At 64.1% G+C, this 15,049-nt stretch carries 13 protein-coding genes; 11 read left to right on the top strand and 2 right to left on the bottom strand.

Features of this window, described 5'->3' with window-relative positions:
• Nucleotides 1-11 precede the first annotated feature (11 nt).
• The 3 genes from hisG (at nt 12) to hisC (ending at nt 3,278) form a co-directional block, all read left to right on the top strand.
• On the top strand, nt 12-644 hold the full coding sequence (gene hisG / locus H3H45_RS13585) for an ATP phosphoribosyltransferase (RefSeq protein ID WP_182834273.1): 633 nt from the start codon (nt 12-14) through the stop codon (nt 642-644).
• Nucleotides 645-767: 123 nt separating this feature from the next.
• Nucleotides 768-2,078 (top strand): histidinol dehydrogenase, encoded by a 1,311-nt coding sequence (gene hisD / locus H3H45_RS13580; RefSeq protein ID WP_182834272.1) that lies wholly within the window; start codon nt 768-770, stop codon nt 2,076-2,078.
• A 144-nt stretch (nt 2,079-2,222) separates the two neighbouring features.
• Nucleotides 2,223-3,278, top strand: coding sequence for a histidinol-phosphate transaminase (hisC, locus tag H3H45_RS13575; protein ID WP_182834271.1), 1,056 nt, complete (start codon nt 2,223-2,225; stop codon nt 3,276-3,278).
• Nucleotides 3,279-3,342: 64 nt separating this feature from the next.
• On the opposite strand, the gene H3H45_RS13570 is transcribed toward hisC, so the two are convergent.
• Nucleotides 3,343-4,608, bottom strand: a complete 1,266-nt coding sequence (locus H3H45_RS13570; protein ID WP_182834270.1) for an Hsp70 family protein — start codon at nt 4,606-4,608, stop codon at nt 3,343-3,345.
• 196 nt (nt 4,609-4,804) lie between these two features.
• Here H3H45_RS13570 and H3H45_RS13565 point away from each other — a divergent pair, with 196 nt between their 5' ends.
• From H3H45_RS13565 to H3H45_RS13545, 5 genes are all read left to right on the top strand, one after another.
• A complete protein-coding gene (locus H3H45_RS13565) occupies nt 4,805-5,731 on the top strand; it encodes a substrate-binding domain-containing protein (RefSeq protein WP_182834269.1) in 927 nt (308 codons plus the stop codon).
• A gap of 289 nt (nt 5,732-6,020) precedes the next feature.
• The gene (locus H3H45_RS13560) at nt 6,021-6,761 is read left to right on the top strand and encodes a substrate-binding periplasmic protein (protein ID WP_182834268.1); all 741 of its coding nucleotides are present in this window, start codon (nt 6,021-6,023) and stop codon (nt 6,759-6,761) included.
• 289 nt (nt 6,762-7,050) lie between these two features.
• Nucleotides 7,051-8,049 (top strand): type II secretion system F family protein, encoded by a 999-nt coding sequence (locus H3H45_RS13555; RefSeq protein ID WP_182834267.1) that lies wholly within the window; start codon nt 7,051-7,053, stop codon nt 8,047-8,049.
• Between the two features lie 167 nt (nt 8,050-8,216).
• Nucleotides 8,217-9,080: an isocitrate lyase/PEP mutase family protein gene (locus tag H3H45_RS13550; RefSeq protein ID WP_182834266.1), complete on the top strand. Its 864-nt coding sequence runs from the start codon at nt 8,217-8,219 to the stop codon at nt 9,078-9,080.
• Nucleotides 9,081-9,154: 74 nt separating this feature from the next.
• Nucleotides 9,155-9,421, top strand: a complete 267-nt coding sequence (locus H3H45_RS13545; protein ID WP_182834265.1) for a DksA/TraR family C4-type zinc finger protein — start codon at nt 9,155-9,157, stop codon at nt 9,419-9,421.
• A gap of 68 nt (nt 9,422-9,489) precedes the next feature.
• On the opposite strand, the gene H3H45_RS13540 is transcribed toward H3H45_RS13545, so the two are convergent.
• Entirely contained in the window at nt 9,490-10,509 is a 1,020-nt protein-coding gene (locus tag H3H45_RS13540; RefSeq protein WP_182834264.1) for an outer membrane protein assembly factor BamD, read from the bottom strand.
• Between the two features lie 147 nt (nt 10,510-10,656).
• Between H3H45_RS13540 and rluD the strand changes: the two genes are divergently transcribed.
• The 3 genes from rluD to clpB all read left to right on the top strand — a co-directional run bounded on the left by rluD (nt 10,657) and on the right by clpB (nt 15,047).
• Nucleotides 10,657-11,628: a 23S rRNA pseudouridine(1911/1915/1917) synthase RluD gene (rluD, locus tag H3H45_RS13535; protein ID WP_182834263.1), complete on the top strand. Its 972-nt coding sequence runs from the start codon at nt 10,657-10,659 to the stop codon at nt 11,626-11,628.
• A complete protein-coding gene (gene pgeF / locus H3H45_RS13530; protein WP_182834262.1) occupies nt 11,628-12,356 on the top strand; it encodes a peptidoglycan editing factor PgeF in 729 nt (242 codons plus the stop codon). The genes rluD and pgeF overlap by 1 nt, the downstream gene beginning before the upstream one ends.
• 126 nt (nt 12,357-12,482) lie before the next feature.
• Complete coding sequence (clpB, locus tag H3H45_RS13525) at nt 12,483-15,047, top strand: ATP-dependent chaperone ClpB (RefSeq protein ID WP_182834261.1); 2,565 nt, start codon at nt 12,483-12,485, stop codon at nt 15,045-15,047.
• Nucleotides 15,048-15,049 lie beyond the last annotated feature (2 nt).

Here is a 15,049-nt window from a genome sequence, read left to right as displayed (position 1 = left end):
TAGGTTTAGCAATGCTCACCATCGCGCTGTCCAAAGGCCGCATTCTCGATGACACCCTGCCGTTGCTGGCCGAAGCCGGCATCGTGCCCACCGAGAATCCGGAAAAGAGCCGCAAGCTGATCATTCCGACTACCCAGGATGATGTGCAGCTGCTGATCGTGCGGGCCACCGACGTGCCGACCTATGTCGAGCATGGCGCGGCCGACATCGGCGTGGCCGGCAAGGACGTGCTGCTCGAGTACGGCGGCGAGCTCTACGAGCCGCTGGACCTGCAGATTGCCAAGTGCAAGCTGATGACCGCTGGCAAGGTCGGTGCGCCGGAGCCGAAAGGTCGCCTGCGCGTGGCCACCAAGTTCGTCAACGTGGCCAAGCGTTACTACGCCGAACAGGGTCGTCAGGTCGAAGTGATCAAGCTGTACGGCTCCATGGAGCTGGCGCCACTGGTCGGTCTGGCCGACAAGATCATCGACGTGGTCGACACTGGCAACACCCTTCGCGCCAACGGCCTGGAAGCCCAGGAACTGATCGCCACCATCAGCTCGCGACTGATCGTCAACAAGGCCTCGATGAAGATGCAGCACAGCCGCATCCAGGCGCTGATTGATACCCTGCGCAGCGCCGTCGAGTCCCGACACCCCAGCTAATACCTTCAGCGCGGCAATCCGCCGCGTCTGCCTATCCGTGTCATAGCCATTTTTCTCGGGCGTCCATGCGGTGGGCTTGGTAGCCTAGCGACGCCCGAGCATTTGCCAATCAAGAGGCCCGCTATGACCAGTCCCATCGCTATCCGCCGACTCAACGCCGCTGACCAGGACTTCGCGCGTCATCTGGATCATCTGCTGAGCTGGGAAAGCGTGTCGGACGACGCGGTCAACCAGCGCGTGCTGGACATCATCAAAGCCGTGCGCGAGCGCGGCGATGCCGCCCTGGTCGAGTTCACCAAGCAGTTCGACGGTCTGGACGTCGCTGCCATGGCCGACCTGATCCTGCCGCGCGAGCGCCTGGAACTGGCCCTGACCCGCATCACCCCCGAGCAGCGCAGCGCCCTGGAAAAGGCCGCCGAGCGCGTGCGCCTGTACCACGAGCGGCAGAAACAGGACTCCTGGACCTACACCGAAGCCGACGGCACGGTGCTCGGGCAAAAAGTCACCCCGCTGGACCGCGCCGGCCTGTATGTGCCGGGCGGCAAGGCCTCGTACCCGTCGTCGGTGCTGATGAACGCCATCCCGGCCAAGGTCGCCGGCGTGCCGGAGGTGGTGATGGTGGTGCCGACCCCGCGTGGCGAGATCAACGAGATCGTCCTCGCCGCCGCCTGCATCGCCGGCGTCGACCGCGTGTTCACCATCGGCGGCGCCCAGGCCGTTGCCGCGCTGGCCTACGGCACCGAAAGCGTGCCGCCGGTGGACAAGATCGTCGGCCCCGGCAACATCTATGTGGCCACCGCCAAGCGCCACGTGTTCGGCAAGGTCGGCATCGACATGATCGCCGGTCCTTCGGAAATCCTGGTGGTGTGTGACGGCCAGACCGATCCGGACTGGATCGCCATGGACCTATTCTCCCAGGCCGAGCACGACGAGGACGCCCAATCGATCCTGGTCAGCCCGGATGCCGCCTTCCTCGATCGCGTGGCTGAAAGTATCGCCAAGCTGCTGCCGACCCTGGAGCGCGAAACCATTGCCCGCACTTCCCTCGAGGGCCGCGGCGCGCTGATCCAGGTCGCTGACATGGCCCAGGCTATCGAAGTGGCCAACCGCATCGCGCCCGAGCACCTGGAGCTGTCGGTGGAAAACCCTGAGCAGTATCTGCCGCTGATCCGCCATGCTGGTGCGATCTTCATGGGTCGCTATACCGCGGAAGCCCTGGGTGACTACTGCGCCGGGCCCAACCATGTGCTGCCGACCTCCGGCACCGCGCGCTACTCCTCGCCGCTGGGGGTGTACGACTTCCAGAAGCGCTCGTCGATCATCCACTGCTCGGCAGAGGGTGCGTCCGAGCTGGGCAAGGTCGCCAGCGTGCTGGCCCGCGGTGAGTCGCTGACGGCGCATGCACGCAGCGCCGAGTACCGCATCAAGCCGTAAGCCAACCCGGGCCCTGTAGGAGCCAGCTTGTTGGCGATCAAGAGCATCGCGAGCAAGCTCGCTCCTACAGAAAGCGGCTCCGTAAGAGTGGGTTGAGCGAAGCGATACCCATCCCCCGTAACGAATTCGAGGAGAGAAGGGCAGATGAGCAAATTCTGGAGCCCCTTCGTCAAAGACCTGGTGCCCTACGTGCCGGGTGAGCAGCCGAAACTGGCCAAGCTGGTCAAGCTCAACACTAACGAGAACCCCTATGGCCCGTCGCCCAAGGCGATTGCCGCCATGCAGGCCGAGCTGAACGACAGCTTGCGTCTGTACCCGGACCCCAACAGCGACCGCCTGAAACAGGCCGTGGCTGACTACTACGGCGTGAGCACTGCCCAGGTGTTCGTCGGCAACGGCTCCGACGAGGTGCTGGCGCACGCTTTCCACGGCCTGTTCCAGCATGGCCAGCCGCTGCTGTTCCCGGATGTCACCTACAGCTTCTACCCGGTGTACTGCGGCCTGTACGGCATTCCCTACGAGGCGCTGCCGCTGGACGAGCAGTTCCAGATCCGCGTGGAAGACTACGCGCGCCCCAATGGCGGCATCATCTTCCCCAACCCCAATGCGCCGACCGGTTGTGCCCTCGGCCTGGACGCCATCGAGCGCCTGCTCAAGGCCAACCCGGACACCGTGGTGCTGGTCGATGAGGCCTATATCGACTTCGGCGGCGAGACGGCGATTAAACTGGTCGACCGCTACCCGAACCTGCTGGTGACCCAGACCCTGTCCAAGTCGCGTTCCCTGGCCGGTCTGCGGGTTGGCCTGGCAGTCGGCCACCCGGACCTGATCGAGGCGCTGGAGCGGATCAAGAACAGCTTCAACTCCTACCCGCTGGATCGCATGGCGATTGCCGGCGCGGCGGTAGCGTTCGAGGACAAGGCGTATTTCCAGCAGACTTGCCAGGCGGTGATCGCCAGCCGCGAGGCGCTGGTCGCCGCCATGAGCGGCCTGGGCTTCGAGGTGCTGCCCTCGGCCGCCAACTTCGTCTTCGCCCGCCACCCGCAGCGCGATGCTGCTGAACTGGCCGCAGCCCTGCGCGAGCACGGCGTGATCGTGCGCCACTTCAAGCAGCAGCGCATCGCTCAGTTTCTGCGCATCACCATCGGCGCGCCGGAGCAGAATCAGGCGTTGCTGGATGCCTTAGGAACGATCCTCTGAAATAGAAAACGGCGCCCTAGGGCGCCGTTTTTCATGCTGCTTTGCTTTATGTGGGAGTGAGGCTTCAGCCGTAGCGCTTCTTCGCCTCGATGGCCAGGCCGCTGCCGATGCTGCCGAAGGTGTTGCCTTCGGTGGCCCGGGCATTCGGCAAGAGGGCGCAGATGCTCTGGCGCAGGGCCGGGATGCCGCTGGAACCGCCAGTGAAGAATACCGTGTCGATCTCCTCGGCCTTCACGCCGGCCTGCTTTAGCAGTTCGGCGACGCTGGCGGTGACGCGCTCCAGCAGGCCGCCGATGGCCTGATCGAACAGAGCGCGGTCGAGCAAGGCCTCCAGGCCGCTTTCGACCCGCTGCAGGTCAATACGATGCTGGTCGTGTTCGGTCAGGGCGATCTTGCTTTCCTCCACCTGCATGGCCAGCCAATGCCCGGCGCGCTGCTCGATCAGCTTGAACATGCGGTCGATACCAGTCGGGTCGACGATGTCGTAGCGCATGTTCTGCAGCGCCAGTTGCGACTTTTGCGCGTACACCGCGTTGATCGTATGCCAGGTGGCCAGGTTGAGGTGGTAGCTGGTCGGCATGAAGGCGTCGCTCTTCATCCGGCTGCCATAGCCGAACAGCGGCATCACGCCTTCCAGGCTGAGCTGCTTGTCGAAGTCGGTGCCGCCGATGTGCACGCCGCCGGTGGCGAGGATGTCGCTCTGCCGATCGGCAATGTCACGCCGCTCGGGCGACAGGCGGATCAGTGAGAAGTCCGAGGTGCCGCCGCCGATGTCGACGATCAGCACGCGCTCCTCGCGGGTCACCGTGCGTTCGTAGTCGAAGGCCGCGGCGATCGGCTCGAACTGGAACGACACGTCCTTGAAACCCAGCTTGTTGGCCACCGCCATCAGAGTGTTAGCGGCTTCGGCATCGGCGACCGGATCGTCGTCGACGAAGAACACCGGACGACCCAGTACCACCTGCTCGAACTCGCGGCCGGCGAAGGCCTCGGCGCGCTTCTTCAGCTCGCCGATAAAAAAGCCAAGCAGATCGCGAAACGGCAGGGCGCTGCCCAGCACCGTGGTTTCGCTTTTCAGCAGCTTGGAGCCCAGCAGGCTCTTCAGCGAACGCATCAGCCGGCCTTCGTAGCCATCCAGGTATTCGTGCAGGGCTAGGCGGCCATACACCGGGCGGCGTTCTTCGGTGTTGAAGAACACCACCGAGGGCAGGGTGATCTTGCCGTCTTCCAGTTCCAGCAGCGGCTCGACGCCTGCGCGCCACCAGCCGACGGTGGAGTTGGAGGTACCGAAGTCGATGCCCAGGGCATTGGCGGGAAGATCGAGACTCATGCTGCAGCGGTTCCGGGAAAAAACGGCCGCGCAGTTTATGCGAGAGCGCCGCGCCATGCTCGGGGAATCTGTGGCCGCATGTCGGGCGGCGGTGGGTGTAATGGCCAACTGCTACAGTGATAGGGGAAGCCAAGGAACTCAGCATCGCCCAGGATCACGGGCTTCACCGACAGCTTTGTCGTATTGGATGTGCTGCATGCCTATCTGCGTTACCTCGCCTACCCGCTTGCTGGTCGCCGTGCTGGCCCTGTTGCCTGGGCCGCTGCTGGCCGACTGCATCAACATGGTGTCTGGAGCCGGCGGTCATACGTTCTGGCGGCACGTGCAGCTGGGCGCCGAGATGGCGGCGCAGCAGAACGGACTGGATCTGCATTTTCGCGGGCCGCAGAGCGAGCGTGACCCGCAGCAGCAGTTGCAGATCATCGACAAGGTGCTGGAGCGACCCTGCGCGGCACTGATCGTGGCGCCCAGCAGCAACGAAGTGCTACCGCGGCTGACGGAGCTCAAGCAGCGCGGCGTGACCACACTCTTTATTGATCGTGATCTCGGTAGTAGCGATGTGTCGGGTGCGGTCGCCACCGACAACTTTCAGGCCGGTCTGCTGGCGGGCCAGCAGATGGCCCGCTTGCTCAAGGGCGAGGGACGTGTTGGCTTGCTGCGTCCCAGCTCCAGGGCGCAATCGATTGCCGAGCGAGCCCGTGGTTTTATCCAGGGTGCCGCTGCCGGAGGTTTGCAGGTCGCCCTCGAGCGCTATCTGCCGGCCAATGAGAGCGCAGAGCGCAGCAGTTTAGCCAGGGAGCTGGGTGCGCTGGATGGAGTGTTCACGACCAACGAGACGACCAGCCTGATTACCCTGGGGGCGCTGCGGCGGGCCAAGCTTGCCGGCAAGCTGGTGCATATCGGTTTTGATGCCAACCCGCAGCTGGTCGATGCGCTGCGTGACGGCCACATGGCCGGGCTGTTGATCCAGCAGCCTTATCAGATGGGTTACCAGAGCGTGGTTCTGGCTCAGCGCCATCTGCGCGGTGAGACCGGTGGCCCGCGCACCATTGCCTTGGCTGCCGTCTTTGTCGAGCGCAGCAATCTCGAGGAAGAACGCATCCGGCGCTTGTTGTCGCCCTGAGCGGCTTAATCCAGCAGGTGTTCAGCATCGGCAGCAGGCCGTTGAAAAACTACCCGCGTTGCCTATGCGTCGTTAAAAACAGGCTCAGCAAGCCGCTTGCGGCTAACGCGCTTCAGCGCGGCCCGAAGGGTGAGTGGAGCGAGTCATGCTCATTTACAGCTCGTAAACTGCGCTTCTTCGCCGTTTTGACCAGCCGTAGGCTGTTACTAACGTTGCGCCTAGCCTCGGCTGCCTCGCCAACATCTTTCAACGGCCTGCTAGGCTGAGCTGAACAGGGAGGGCCGCGAAGATGCGTGCAAGGCTGTTGGCCTGCTGGCTGATAGGGCTGTTGTTACCGAGCTTCGGTTCAGCCGAATTGCTGTTGCTGACCGAGGAGGCGCCACCGACCAGCTTTCGCCGCGATGGCAAGCTGGAGGGCTACTCGGTAGACGTGGTACGTATGCTGGTGCAGCGCACCGGGCATGCCGTGCACATGGAGTTGTTGCCCTGGACCCGTGGCTACCACCTGGTCAAGACCGAGCCCGATACCGCCTTGTTCTCCATGGTGCGTACCGAGGAGCGCGAGCCGCTGTTCCAGTGGGTGGGGCCGATCTTGCAGGGCTCCACGCGCTTCTATTCGCTGAAATCCAGCAACCTGCGCATCGACACCTTGGAGGATGCGGCGAACAGCGGCACCCTGGCCCTGCCCAAGCAGTGGTATACCTTCGAGACCCTGCAGCGCATGGGCTTCACCAACCTCTACGGTGTACCCAGCTCCAAGCAGATGGTGACCATGCTCAAGCACGGTCGGGTCAAGCTGATCGCCACTGAGGATGTGACCTTGCGCGAGGAGCTGGCAGCCGGTGGTCTGCGCCCGGAGGACGTGCAGGCGCACTTGTCGTTCATGCAGTCGGACTATTACATCGCCTTCTCCAAGAAGACCGATGCAGCGCAGGTGGCCGAGTGGCAGCGTGAGCTCGATGGCATGCGCCGCGATGGCAGTCTGGGGCAAATCTTCACTCGCTGGTTTCCAGGCGCCAGCCAGCGTTGAGGCACTCCAGTTCGGGGCCGGCACTACTCGTGTGGCCTTGGCCTCGATATGGGCATAGGCGCTGAGCAGGTTTAGTCCTCCTGAGCAGGTCGGCAGCGAGACTCCGTAATAGTTAGGTGTGGAGAGGGGCGTGTACCTCTGATTCCTCTAATGACGTGACACTAAATACGAGATCTGCGCGGTGGCACGGATCGCAATCTGATGGGGCGCTGCGCGGTTAAACTGCGGCACCTGTGGGGCGGAAACATTTATCGCATGGCCACCTGCAAGACCTGTCGTGGAGTTGTCTATGCCTGTGAAATCCGTTGCTCCCGTGTGCCTGGCTGACCGCGCCATCCTGTTTGCTCAGCTGGCGGCCATGGAAAAAGCCGGGTTGCCGGTGGAGCGCGCATTGGCCACTGTGCAGTTGCCGGGTGGTGGGCAGGGGCGGGTCGAGGCCATGCTGCGCCTGCTGACCCAGGGGCGTGATCTGGCAGCTGCCGGGCAGAAGTCCGGCCTGTTCACGCCACTGGAGGTCACCCTGCTGCAGGCCGCGCAGAGTGCCGGCAGTCCGGCGCGGGTGTATGAGCGCCTGGCTGAGCATTACGCACACAAGGTCACCCAGGCCAAGGCCCTGCAATCGCGCTTGCTGCTGCCGGCGGCGGTGCTGGTGCTGGCCTTGCTGATCCAGCCGCTGCCCAGTCTGGTGTCCGGCAGCCTGAGCCTGTTCGGCTATCTGTGGGGCGTGCTTCAGCCGCTATTGATTCTGACTGCCTTGGTTCTGTGTGGGCGTCAGTTGCTGCTGCGCCTGGAGCGGCCTGCGGCGTTGCGGGCCGGCGCGTTGGATGCCTGGTTGCTGCGTGCGCCGCTGTTCGGTCAGGCCCACGCGCGGCGCAATACGCGGGACTTCTTCGAAAGCCTAGGGCTGATGCTGGAAGCCGGTTTGCCGATGTTCGAGGCCTTGCCCAAGGCCTGTGCGACCCTGAGCAACAGCCAGTTACGCCGCGACTTCCTCGCCCTGCAGCAGCGCGTGCAGGCTGGCGCGCCGCTGGCCCAGGCCATCCTGCCGCTGACGTTTCCCGGCAAACCGCAGCTGGCCAGCCTGATTCGCACCGGTGAGGCCAGCGGCACCTTGCCGGCAACCTTGCTCGCTTATGCCGCCCGTGAGTCGCTGGCGCTGGCCGATTTCCAGGAGCAGCTGGCGACCTGGTTGCCGCGCCTGGTGTATGTCGCTGTGGCGTTGTGGATCGCCTACGGCCTGCTGACCGGCGCAGGCATTGCCCCGCGAGTGCCGACAGAGCTGGGCTGACGGGCAGCGTCACCGCTCGGCATACCGACAACGCGACCGGCTGTCATTCGTCGCTGAAAGCTGGCTGCAAGGCTGATCGGTGTATATGTAGTTTTACTACATGACTGCTTTTGTAGTTTTGCTACATAATTGGTCAGACCTGACAGACCCCGACGACAGTGCCTCCCATGCAAAGAGCCTCGCATCACGACCTTCGCGCACAGTTTCGTGCGCTTCTCGCTTCGAACGCCTGCTATCACACGGCATCTGTGTTCGATCCCATGTCCGCACGGATCGCTGCCGATCTCGGTTTCGAGGTGGGCATTCTGGGCGGCTCTGTAGCTTCACTACAAGTTCTGGCGGCGCCGGACTTTGCCCTGATCAGCCTCAGCGAATTTGTCGAGCAAGCCACCCGCATCGGCCGGGTCGCCCGCCTGCCGGTGATTGCCGATGCCGACCACGGCTACGGTAACGCACTCAACGTGATGCGTACGGTGGTGGAGCTGGAGCGTGCCGGCATCGCCGCCCTGACCCTCGAAGACACCCTGCTGCCGGCCCAGTTCGGGCGCAAGTCCACCGACCTGATCGGCGTCGAAGAGGGCGTTGGCAAGATCCGTGCGGCGCTGGAGGCCCGGGTCGATCCGGACCTGGCGATCATCGCCCGTACCCATGCCGGCGTGCTCGATGTCGACGAGGTGATCCGCCGCACCCTGGCCTACCAGGCCGCTGGCGCCGATGCCATCTGCATGGTCGGCATTCGCGATTTCAGCCACTTGGAACAGATCGCGCAGCATCTCAGCGTGCCGCTGATGCTGGTCAGCTACGGCAATCCGCTGCTGCGCGACGATGCCCGCCTGGCCAGTCTCGGCGTGCGCATCGTGGTCGACGGCCACGCCGCCTACTTCGCCGCGATCAAGGCCACCTACGACTGCCTGCGCGAGCAGCGCGGCATCGCTGCCAGCGACCTGAATGCCACCGAACTGACGCATAAGTACACCCAGCCCGAGGACTACTTTGTCTGGGCGCGTGAATACATGGATGTGCAGGAGTAGACGGACAGCACTGGTAAAAAGCGGCCGGCCTGCGCATAACTGTGCGTAGACGTTAGCGAAACGCGGAGGTTGCCATGGCCGGTGGCTGGACCAACGACGGCGCGGTGCAGGAACAGATCGACAGCAGCATCGAGGACGCCGTCCAGCGTGCCCGCAGCCAGCTGCCGCGCGGCGCCAGCCTAACTCACTGCGAGGAATGCGAAGCGGCCATCCCCGAGGCTCGTCGCCAGGCAGTGCCTGGTGTACGCCTGTGTGTGCAGTGTCAGTCGCGGCATGACCAGGAGCAGGCACAGTTCAGCGGCTACAACCGCCGCGGCAGCAAGGACAGCCAGCTGCGCTGAGTGCGTTGCTGGATTTAGCTCATAAAAAAGGGAGGCCCATGGCCTCCCTTTTTATTTTGCGCTGGCGGTCAGTCGAACACGCCAAAGGTCATGTAGCTGAACCAGGAGCGGTCGTCAGCGTTGTCTTGCGCTTCTTCCTGTTCTTCTTCGGCTTCGTCCTGGTTTTCCGGCTGCAGTTCATCCGGGATCTGCTCTTCGGCATCTTCGTACTGGCGGATCACATCCTGGCTGGCGCGGGTTTCGCCCGGCGGCAGGGGTGTGTCGGTCTCGATCAGGCCGAGGGTGGCCTTGGCCAGCCAGGAGCGATTGTCGGCTTCTTCTTCGCGCGGCACGAAGTTGCCATCCACCAGGCTCGGGTGGTCCGGGTAGTTCAGTTTCAGGGTTTCCAGGCTGGTGGCAGCCAGGTCGTTCATTTCCAGGCGCTGGTAGGCTTCGGTCATCACCGCCAGGCCGTCACCGACGGCAGGGGTTTCCTGGAAGTTTTCCACCACGTAGCGGCCGCGGTTGGCGGCGGCGACATAGGCCTGGCGGGTCAGGTAGTAGTGGGCGGCGTGGATTTCATAGGCGGCCAGCAGGTTGCGCAGGTAGACCATGCGCGCCTTGGCGTCCGGGGCGTAACGGCTGTTGGGGAAACGGCTGGTGAGCTGGGCGAACTCGTTGAACGAGTCACGCGCCGCGCCTGGGTCGCGCTTGGTCATGTCCAGCGGCAGGAAGCGCGCCAGCAGGCCACGGTCCTGGTCGAACGAGGCCAGGCCTTTAAGGTAGTAGGCGTAGTCGACGTTGGCATGCTGCGGGTGCAGGCGGATGAAGCGCTCGGCGGCGGACTTGGCGGCTTCCGGCTCGACGTTCTTGTAGTAGGCGTAGATCAGTTCGAGCTGTGCCTGTTCGGCGTAGCGGCCGAACGGGTAGCGCGACTCCAGGGCTTTCAGCTTGGCCGTAGCACTGTTGTAACTGCTGTTGTTCAGATCGTCTTGAGCCTGTTGGTAAAGCTCGCTTTCGCTCAGGTTCTCATCCACTTCCGGTTTGTTGGAAGAGCACGCGGCGGTGATGGCGAGCATGGCGATCAGCAGCAGGTGTTTCACTTGCATGGCGGCTTGCGTCCCTGTGACGGCCGGCTGTCTTGGCCTGGACCGTCCTGTTATGATGAGCGCCCCGGTTCAGCCGGGACAAAGACGCCGTATTTAACCACAGCGTGCAGCCGAAACCAAAAGCTGCACCTCCCTCCGCAGTAGCCCATGTCCGAAGACGCCGTTCAGCTCATCCAACTCACCGCCGAAGTGCCGTCCGCACTGGGTGGTCAACGCCTCGACCAGGTCGCCGCCCAGCTGTTCGACGAGTACTCGCGTTCGCGCCTGTCGACCTGGATCAAGGATGGCCGCCTGACCGTCGACGGCGCCGTAGTACGCCCGCGTGACATCGTGCATGGCGGCGCCGTGCTGGCCCTGGAGGCCGAGCAGGAAGCCCAGGGCGAATGGATCGCGCAGGACATCGCGCTGAACATCGTCTACGAGGACGAGCACCTGCTGGTGATCGATAAACCGGCAGGTCTGGTGGTCCATCCGGCTGCCGGGCATGCCGATGGCACCCTGCTCAACGCCTTGCTGCACCATGTGCCGGACATCATCAACGTGCCGCGCGCCGGCATTGTCCACCGCCTGGACAAGGACACCACCGGCCTGATGGTGGTGGCCAAGACCCTGCAGGCGCAGACCAGGTTGGTCGACCAGATGCAGAAGCGCACGGTTAGCCGCATCTATGAATGCATCGTGATCGGTGTGATCACCTCCGGCGGCAAGATCGACGCACCGATTGGCCGCAGCTCGGCCAACCGCCAGCGCATGGCGGTGATCGACGGCGGCAAGCCGGCGGTCACCCATTACCGCGTGCTCGAACGCTTCCGCTCGCACACCCATGTGCGGGTCAAGCTGGAAACCGGGCGTACCCACCAGATCCGCGTGCACATGACCCACGTCGGCTACCCGCTGGTCGGTGACCCGCTGTACGCCGGGCGCTTCCGTATTCCGCCAGCCGCCAGCCCGACCCTGGTGCAGACGCTCAAGGAGTTCCCGCGCCAGGCCTTGCATGCGCGTTTCCTCGAGCTGAGCCACCCGATCACCGGGCAACGCATGAAGTGGGAATCGGCGCTGCCCGATGACCTGGTGTGGATGCTCAGCCTGCTGCGCCAGGACAACGAATCCTTCGTCTGATGAGTACAGATTGGCTGACGCCCGACTGGCCAGCGCCCGCCCATGTGCGGGCCTGCGTCACCACTCGCGCCGGCGGTGTCAGCCTCGCTCCCTTCGACAGCCTCAACCTCGGCGACCATGTCGAGGATGACCCGCAGGCCGTGGCCCGTAACCGCCAGATTCTGACCTCGGCCTTGCATTGCCAGCCGGCCTGGCTGCGCCAGGTGCACGGCGTGCAGGTAGTCGAAGCTGATCCGGCCCTGGTGGCCGAAGCCGATGCCAGCTGGAGTGCCACGCCCGGCATCGCCAGTGCCGTATTGACTGCTGACTGCCTGCCTGCGCTGTTCTGCGACCGCGCCGGCACCCGCGTGGCGGCGGCCCATGCCGGCTGGCGTGGGCTGGCCGGTGGAGTGCTGGAGGCGACCCTGGATGCCCTGGCCTTGCCGCCCGATGAGGTGCTGGTCTGGCTCGGTCCGGCCATCGGCACGCAGGCCTTCGAGGTCGGTGCGGAAGTGCGCGAGACCTTCCTGGCCACCCATGCCGAGGCTGCCCAGGCCTTTATCCCTAGCCTCAACGCCGGCAAGTTCATGGCCGACATCTACCAGTTGGCGCGCATCCGCCTGGCCGCGCGCGGCGTCACTGCCGTGTACGGTGGCGGCTTCTGCACCGTCAGCGATCAACGCTTCTATTCCTACCGCCGCGCCGCCCGCACCGGGCGTTTCGCTTCGCTGATCTGGCTCACCCACTGACCTGCATCAACGTCGCTCCGCTTGAATCGCGGAAAACTGTCCTCATCTAGTCTTCATCTCGGCGGGTTTTCGTATCAGGGGTTGTTCATCGCTCCGGCCCGCCTCACAAAGGAAGGACGAATACCTATGCGAATCGACCGTTTGACCAGCAAGCTGCAGCTTGCCCTTTCCGATGCCCAGTCCGTGGCGGTGGGCCTCGATCATCCGGCCATCGAGCCGCTGCACCTGATGCAGGCCCTGCTCGATCAGCAGGGCGGTTCGATCAAGCCGTTGCTGATGCAGGTTGGCTTCGACGTGAATGGCCTGCGCCAGGCATTGAGCAAAGAGCTCGACCATCTGCCGAAAATCCAGAACCCGACCGGTGACGTCAATCTGTCCCAGGACCTGGCGCGCCTGCTCAATCAGGCCGACCGCCTGTCGCAGCAGAAGGGCGACCAGTTCATTTCCAGTGAGGTGGTGCTGCTCGCCGCCATGGACGAGAGCACCAAGCTGGGCAAGCTGTTGCTGGGCCAGGGTGTAAGCAAGAAGGCCCTGGAAAATGCGGTGAGCAACCTGCGTGGCGGCGACGCGGTGAATGACCCCAACGTCGAGGAGTCGCGCCAGGCCCTGGACAAGTACACCGTCGACCTGACCAAGCGTGCCGAGGAAGGCAAGCTGGATCCGGTGATCGGCCGCGACGACGAAATCCGCCGCACCATCCAGGTCCTGCAGCGCCGCACCAAGAACAACCCGGTGCTGATCGGTGAACCTGGTGTGGGCAAGACCGCCATCGCCGAGGGGCTGGCCCAACGCATCGTCAACGGCGAGGTGCCGGACGGGCTGAAGGACAAGCGCCTGCTGTCGCTGGACATGGGGGCGTTGATCGCCGGTGCCAAGTTCCGCGGTGAGTTCGAGGAACGCCTGAAGGCGGTGCTCAACGAGCTGAGCAAGCAGGAAGGGCGGATCATCCTGTTCATCGACGAGCTGCACACCATGGTCGGCGCCGGCAAGGCCGAGGGCGCCATGGACGCCGGCAACATGCTCAAGCCGTCGCTGGCGCGTGGCGAGCTGCACTGCGTCGGCGCCACCACGCTCAACGAATACCGCCAGTACATCGAGAAGGACGCTGCCCTGGAGCGGCGCTTCCAGAAGGTGCTGGTCGACGAGCCGAGCGAGGAAGATACCATCGCCATCCTGCGTGGCCTCAAGGAGCGCTACGAGGTACACCACAAGGTGGCCATCACCGACGGCGCGATCATTGCCGCCGCCAAGCTGTCGCACCGCTACATCACCGACCGCCAGCTGCCGGACAAGGCCATCGACCTGATCGACGAAGCCGCCAGCCGCATCCGCATGGAGATCGACTCCAAGCCGGAAGTGCTCGATCGCCTGGAGCGCCGCCTGATCCAGCTCAAGGTCGAGGCCCAGGCGCTGAAGAAGGAAGACGACGAGGCGGCGATCAAGCGCCTGGAAAAGCTCAACGAGGATATCGCTCGTCTGGAGCGCGAATACGCCGACCTGGAAGATATCTGGAAGTCGGAGAAGGCCGAGGTACAAGGTTCGGCGCAGATCCAGCAGAAGATCGAACAGTCGCGCCAGGAGCTGGAAGCAGCGCGGCGCAAGGGCGACCTCAATCGCATGGCCGAGCTGCAGTACGGCATCATTCCGGATCTGGAACGCAGCCTGCAAATGGTCGACCAGCACGGCAAGACCGAGAACCAGCTGCTGCGCAGCAAGGTCACCGAGGAAGAGATCGCCGAGGTGGTGTCCAAGTGGACCGGTATCCCGGTGAGCAAGATGCTCGAAGGCGAGCGCGACAAGCTGCTGAAGATGGAAGGCCTGCTGCATCAGCGCGTGATCGGCCAGGACGAGGCCGTGGTGGCCGTCTCCAATGCCGTGCGCCGCTCGCGTGCCGGGCTGGCCGATCCGAACCGGCCGAGTGGCTCGTTCCTCTTCCTTGGCCCGACCGGGGTGGGCAAGACCGAGTTGTGCAAGGCGCTGGCCGAATTCCTCTTCGACACCGAGGAAGCACTGGTGCGCATCGATATGTCCGAGTTCATGGAGAAGCACTCGGTGGCGCGCCTGATCGGGGCGCCGCCGGGTTATGTCGGCTACGAGGAAGGCGGTTACCTGACCGAGGCCGTGCGCCGCAAGCCGTATTCGGTGGTGCTGATGGATGAGGTCGAGAAGGCCCACCCGGATGTGTTCAACGTGCTGCTGCAGGTGCTGGAAGACGGCCGCCTGACCGACAGCCACGGGCGCACCGTGGACTTCAAGAACACCGTGATCGTCATGACCTCCAACCTCGGTTCGGCGCAGATCCAGGAGCTGGTCGGCGACCGCGAGGCCCAGCGTGCGGCGGTGATGGATGCTGTGAGCAGCCACTTCCGCCCGGAGTTCATCAACCGCATCGACGAGGTGGTGGTGTTCGAGCCGTTGGGTCGCGAGCAGATCGCCGGCATCGCCGAGATCCAGTTGCAGCGCCTGCGCGGTCGTCTGGCTGAGCGCGAACTGAGCCTGGAGCTGACTGCTGAGGCTCTGGATAAGCTGATCGCCATCGGCTACGACCCGGTCTACGGTGCGCGGCCGCTGAAACGGGCGATCCAGCGCTGGATCGAGAACCCGCTGGCGCAACTGATCCTGGCGGGTAGCTTCAATCCAGGGTCAGTGGTCAAGGCGCGGGTCGAGGGTGAGGAGATCGTCTTCACCTGAGT

The organism is Aquipseudomonas guryensis, assembly GCF_014164785.1.
GTDB lineage: Bacteria > Pseudomonadota > Gammaproteobacteria > Pseudomonadales > Pseudomonadaceae > Aquipseudomonas > Aquipseudomonas guryensis.
The sequence above is the reverse complement of the archived record's forward strand: the minus strand, read 5'-3'. Positions and strand labels throughout refer to the sequence as shown.

Coding starts and splice junctions, on each gene's coding strand:
- hisG (WP_182834273.1), top strand. CDS start 12: ATGCTCACCATCGCGCTGTCCAAAGGCCGCATTCTCGATGACACCCTG.
- hisD (WP_182834272.1), top strand. CDS start 768: ATGACCAGTCCCATCGCTATCCGCCGACTCAACGCCGCTGACCAGGAC.
- hisC (WP_182834271.1), top strand. CDS start 2,223: ATGAGCAAATTCTGGAGCCCCTTCGTCAAAGACCTGGTGCCCTACGTG.
- H3H45_RS13570 (WP_182834270.1), bottom strand. CDS start 4,608: ATGAGTCTCGATCTTCCCGCCAATGCCCTGGGCATCGACTTCGGTACC.
- H3H45_RS13565 (WP_182834269.1), top strand. CDS start 4,805: ATGCCTATCTGCGTTACCTCGCCTACCCGCTTGCTGGTCGCCGTGCTG.
- H3H45_RS13560 (WP_182834268.1), top strand. CDS start 6,021: ATGCGTGCAAGGCTGTTGGCCTGCTGGCTGATAGGGCTGTTGTTACCG.
- H3H45_RS13555 (WP_182834267.1), top strand. CDS start 7,051: ATGCCTGTGAAATCCGTTGCTCCCGTGTGCCTGGCTGACCGCGCCATC.
- H3H45_RS13550 (WP_182834266.1), top strand. CDS start 8,217: ATGCAAAGAGCCTCGCATCACGACCTTCGCGCACAGTTTCGTGCGCTT.
- H3H45_RS13545 (WP_182834265.1), top strand. CDS start 9,155: ATGGCCGGTGGCTGGACCAACGACGGCGCGGTGCAGGAACAGATCGAC.
- H3H45_RS13540 (WP_182834264.1), bottom strand. CDS start 10,509: ATGCAAGTGAAACACCTGCTGCTGATCGCCATGCTCGCCATCACCGCC.
- rluD (WP_182834263.1), top strand. CDS start 10,657: ATGTCCGAAGACGCCGTTCAGCTCATCCAACTCACCGCCGAAGTGCCG.
- pgeF (WP_182834262.1), top strand. CDS start 11,628: ATGAGTACAGATTGGCTGACGCCCGACTGGCCAGCGCCCGCCCATGTG.
- clpB (WP_182834261.1), top strand. CDS start 12,483: ATGCGAATCGACCGTTTGACCAGCAAGCTGCAGCTTGCCCTTTCCGAT.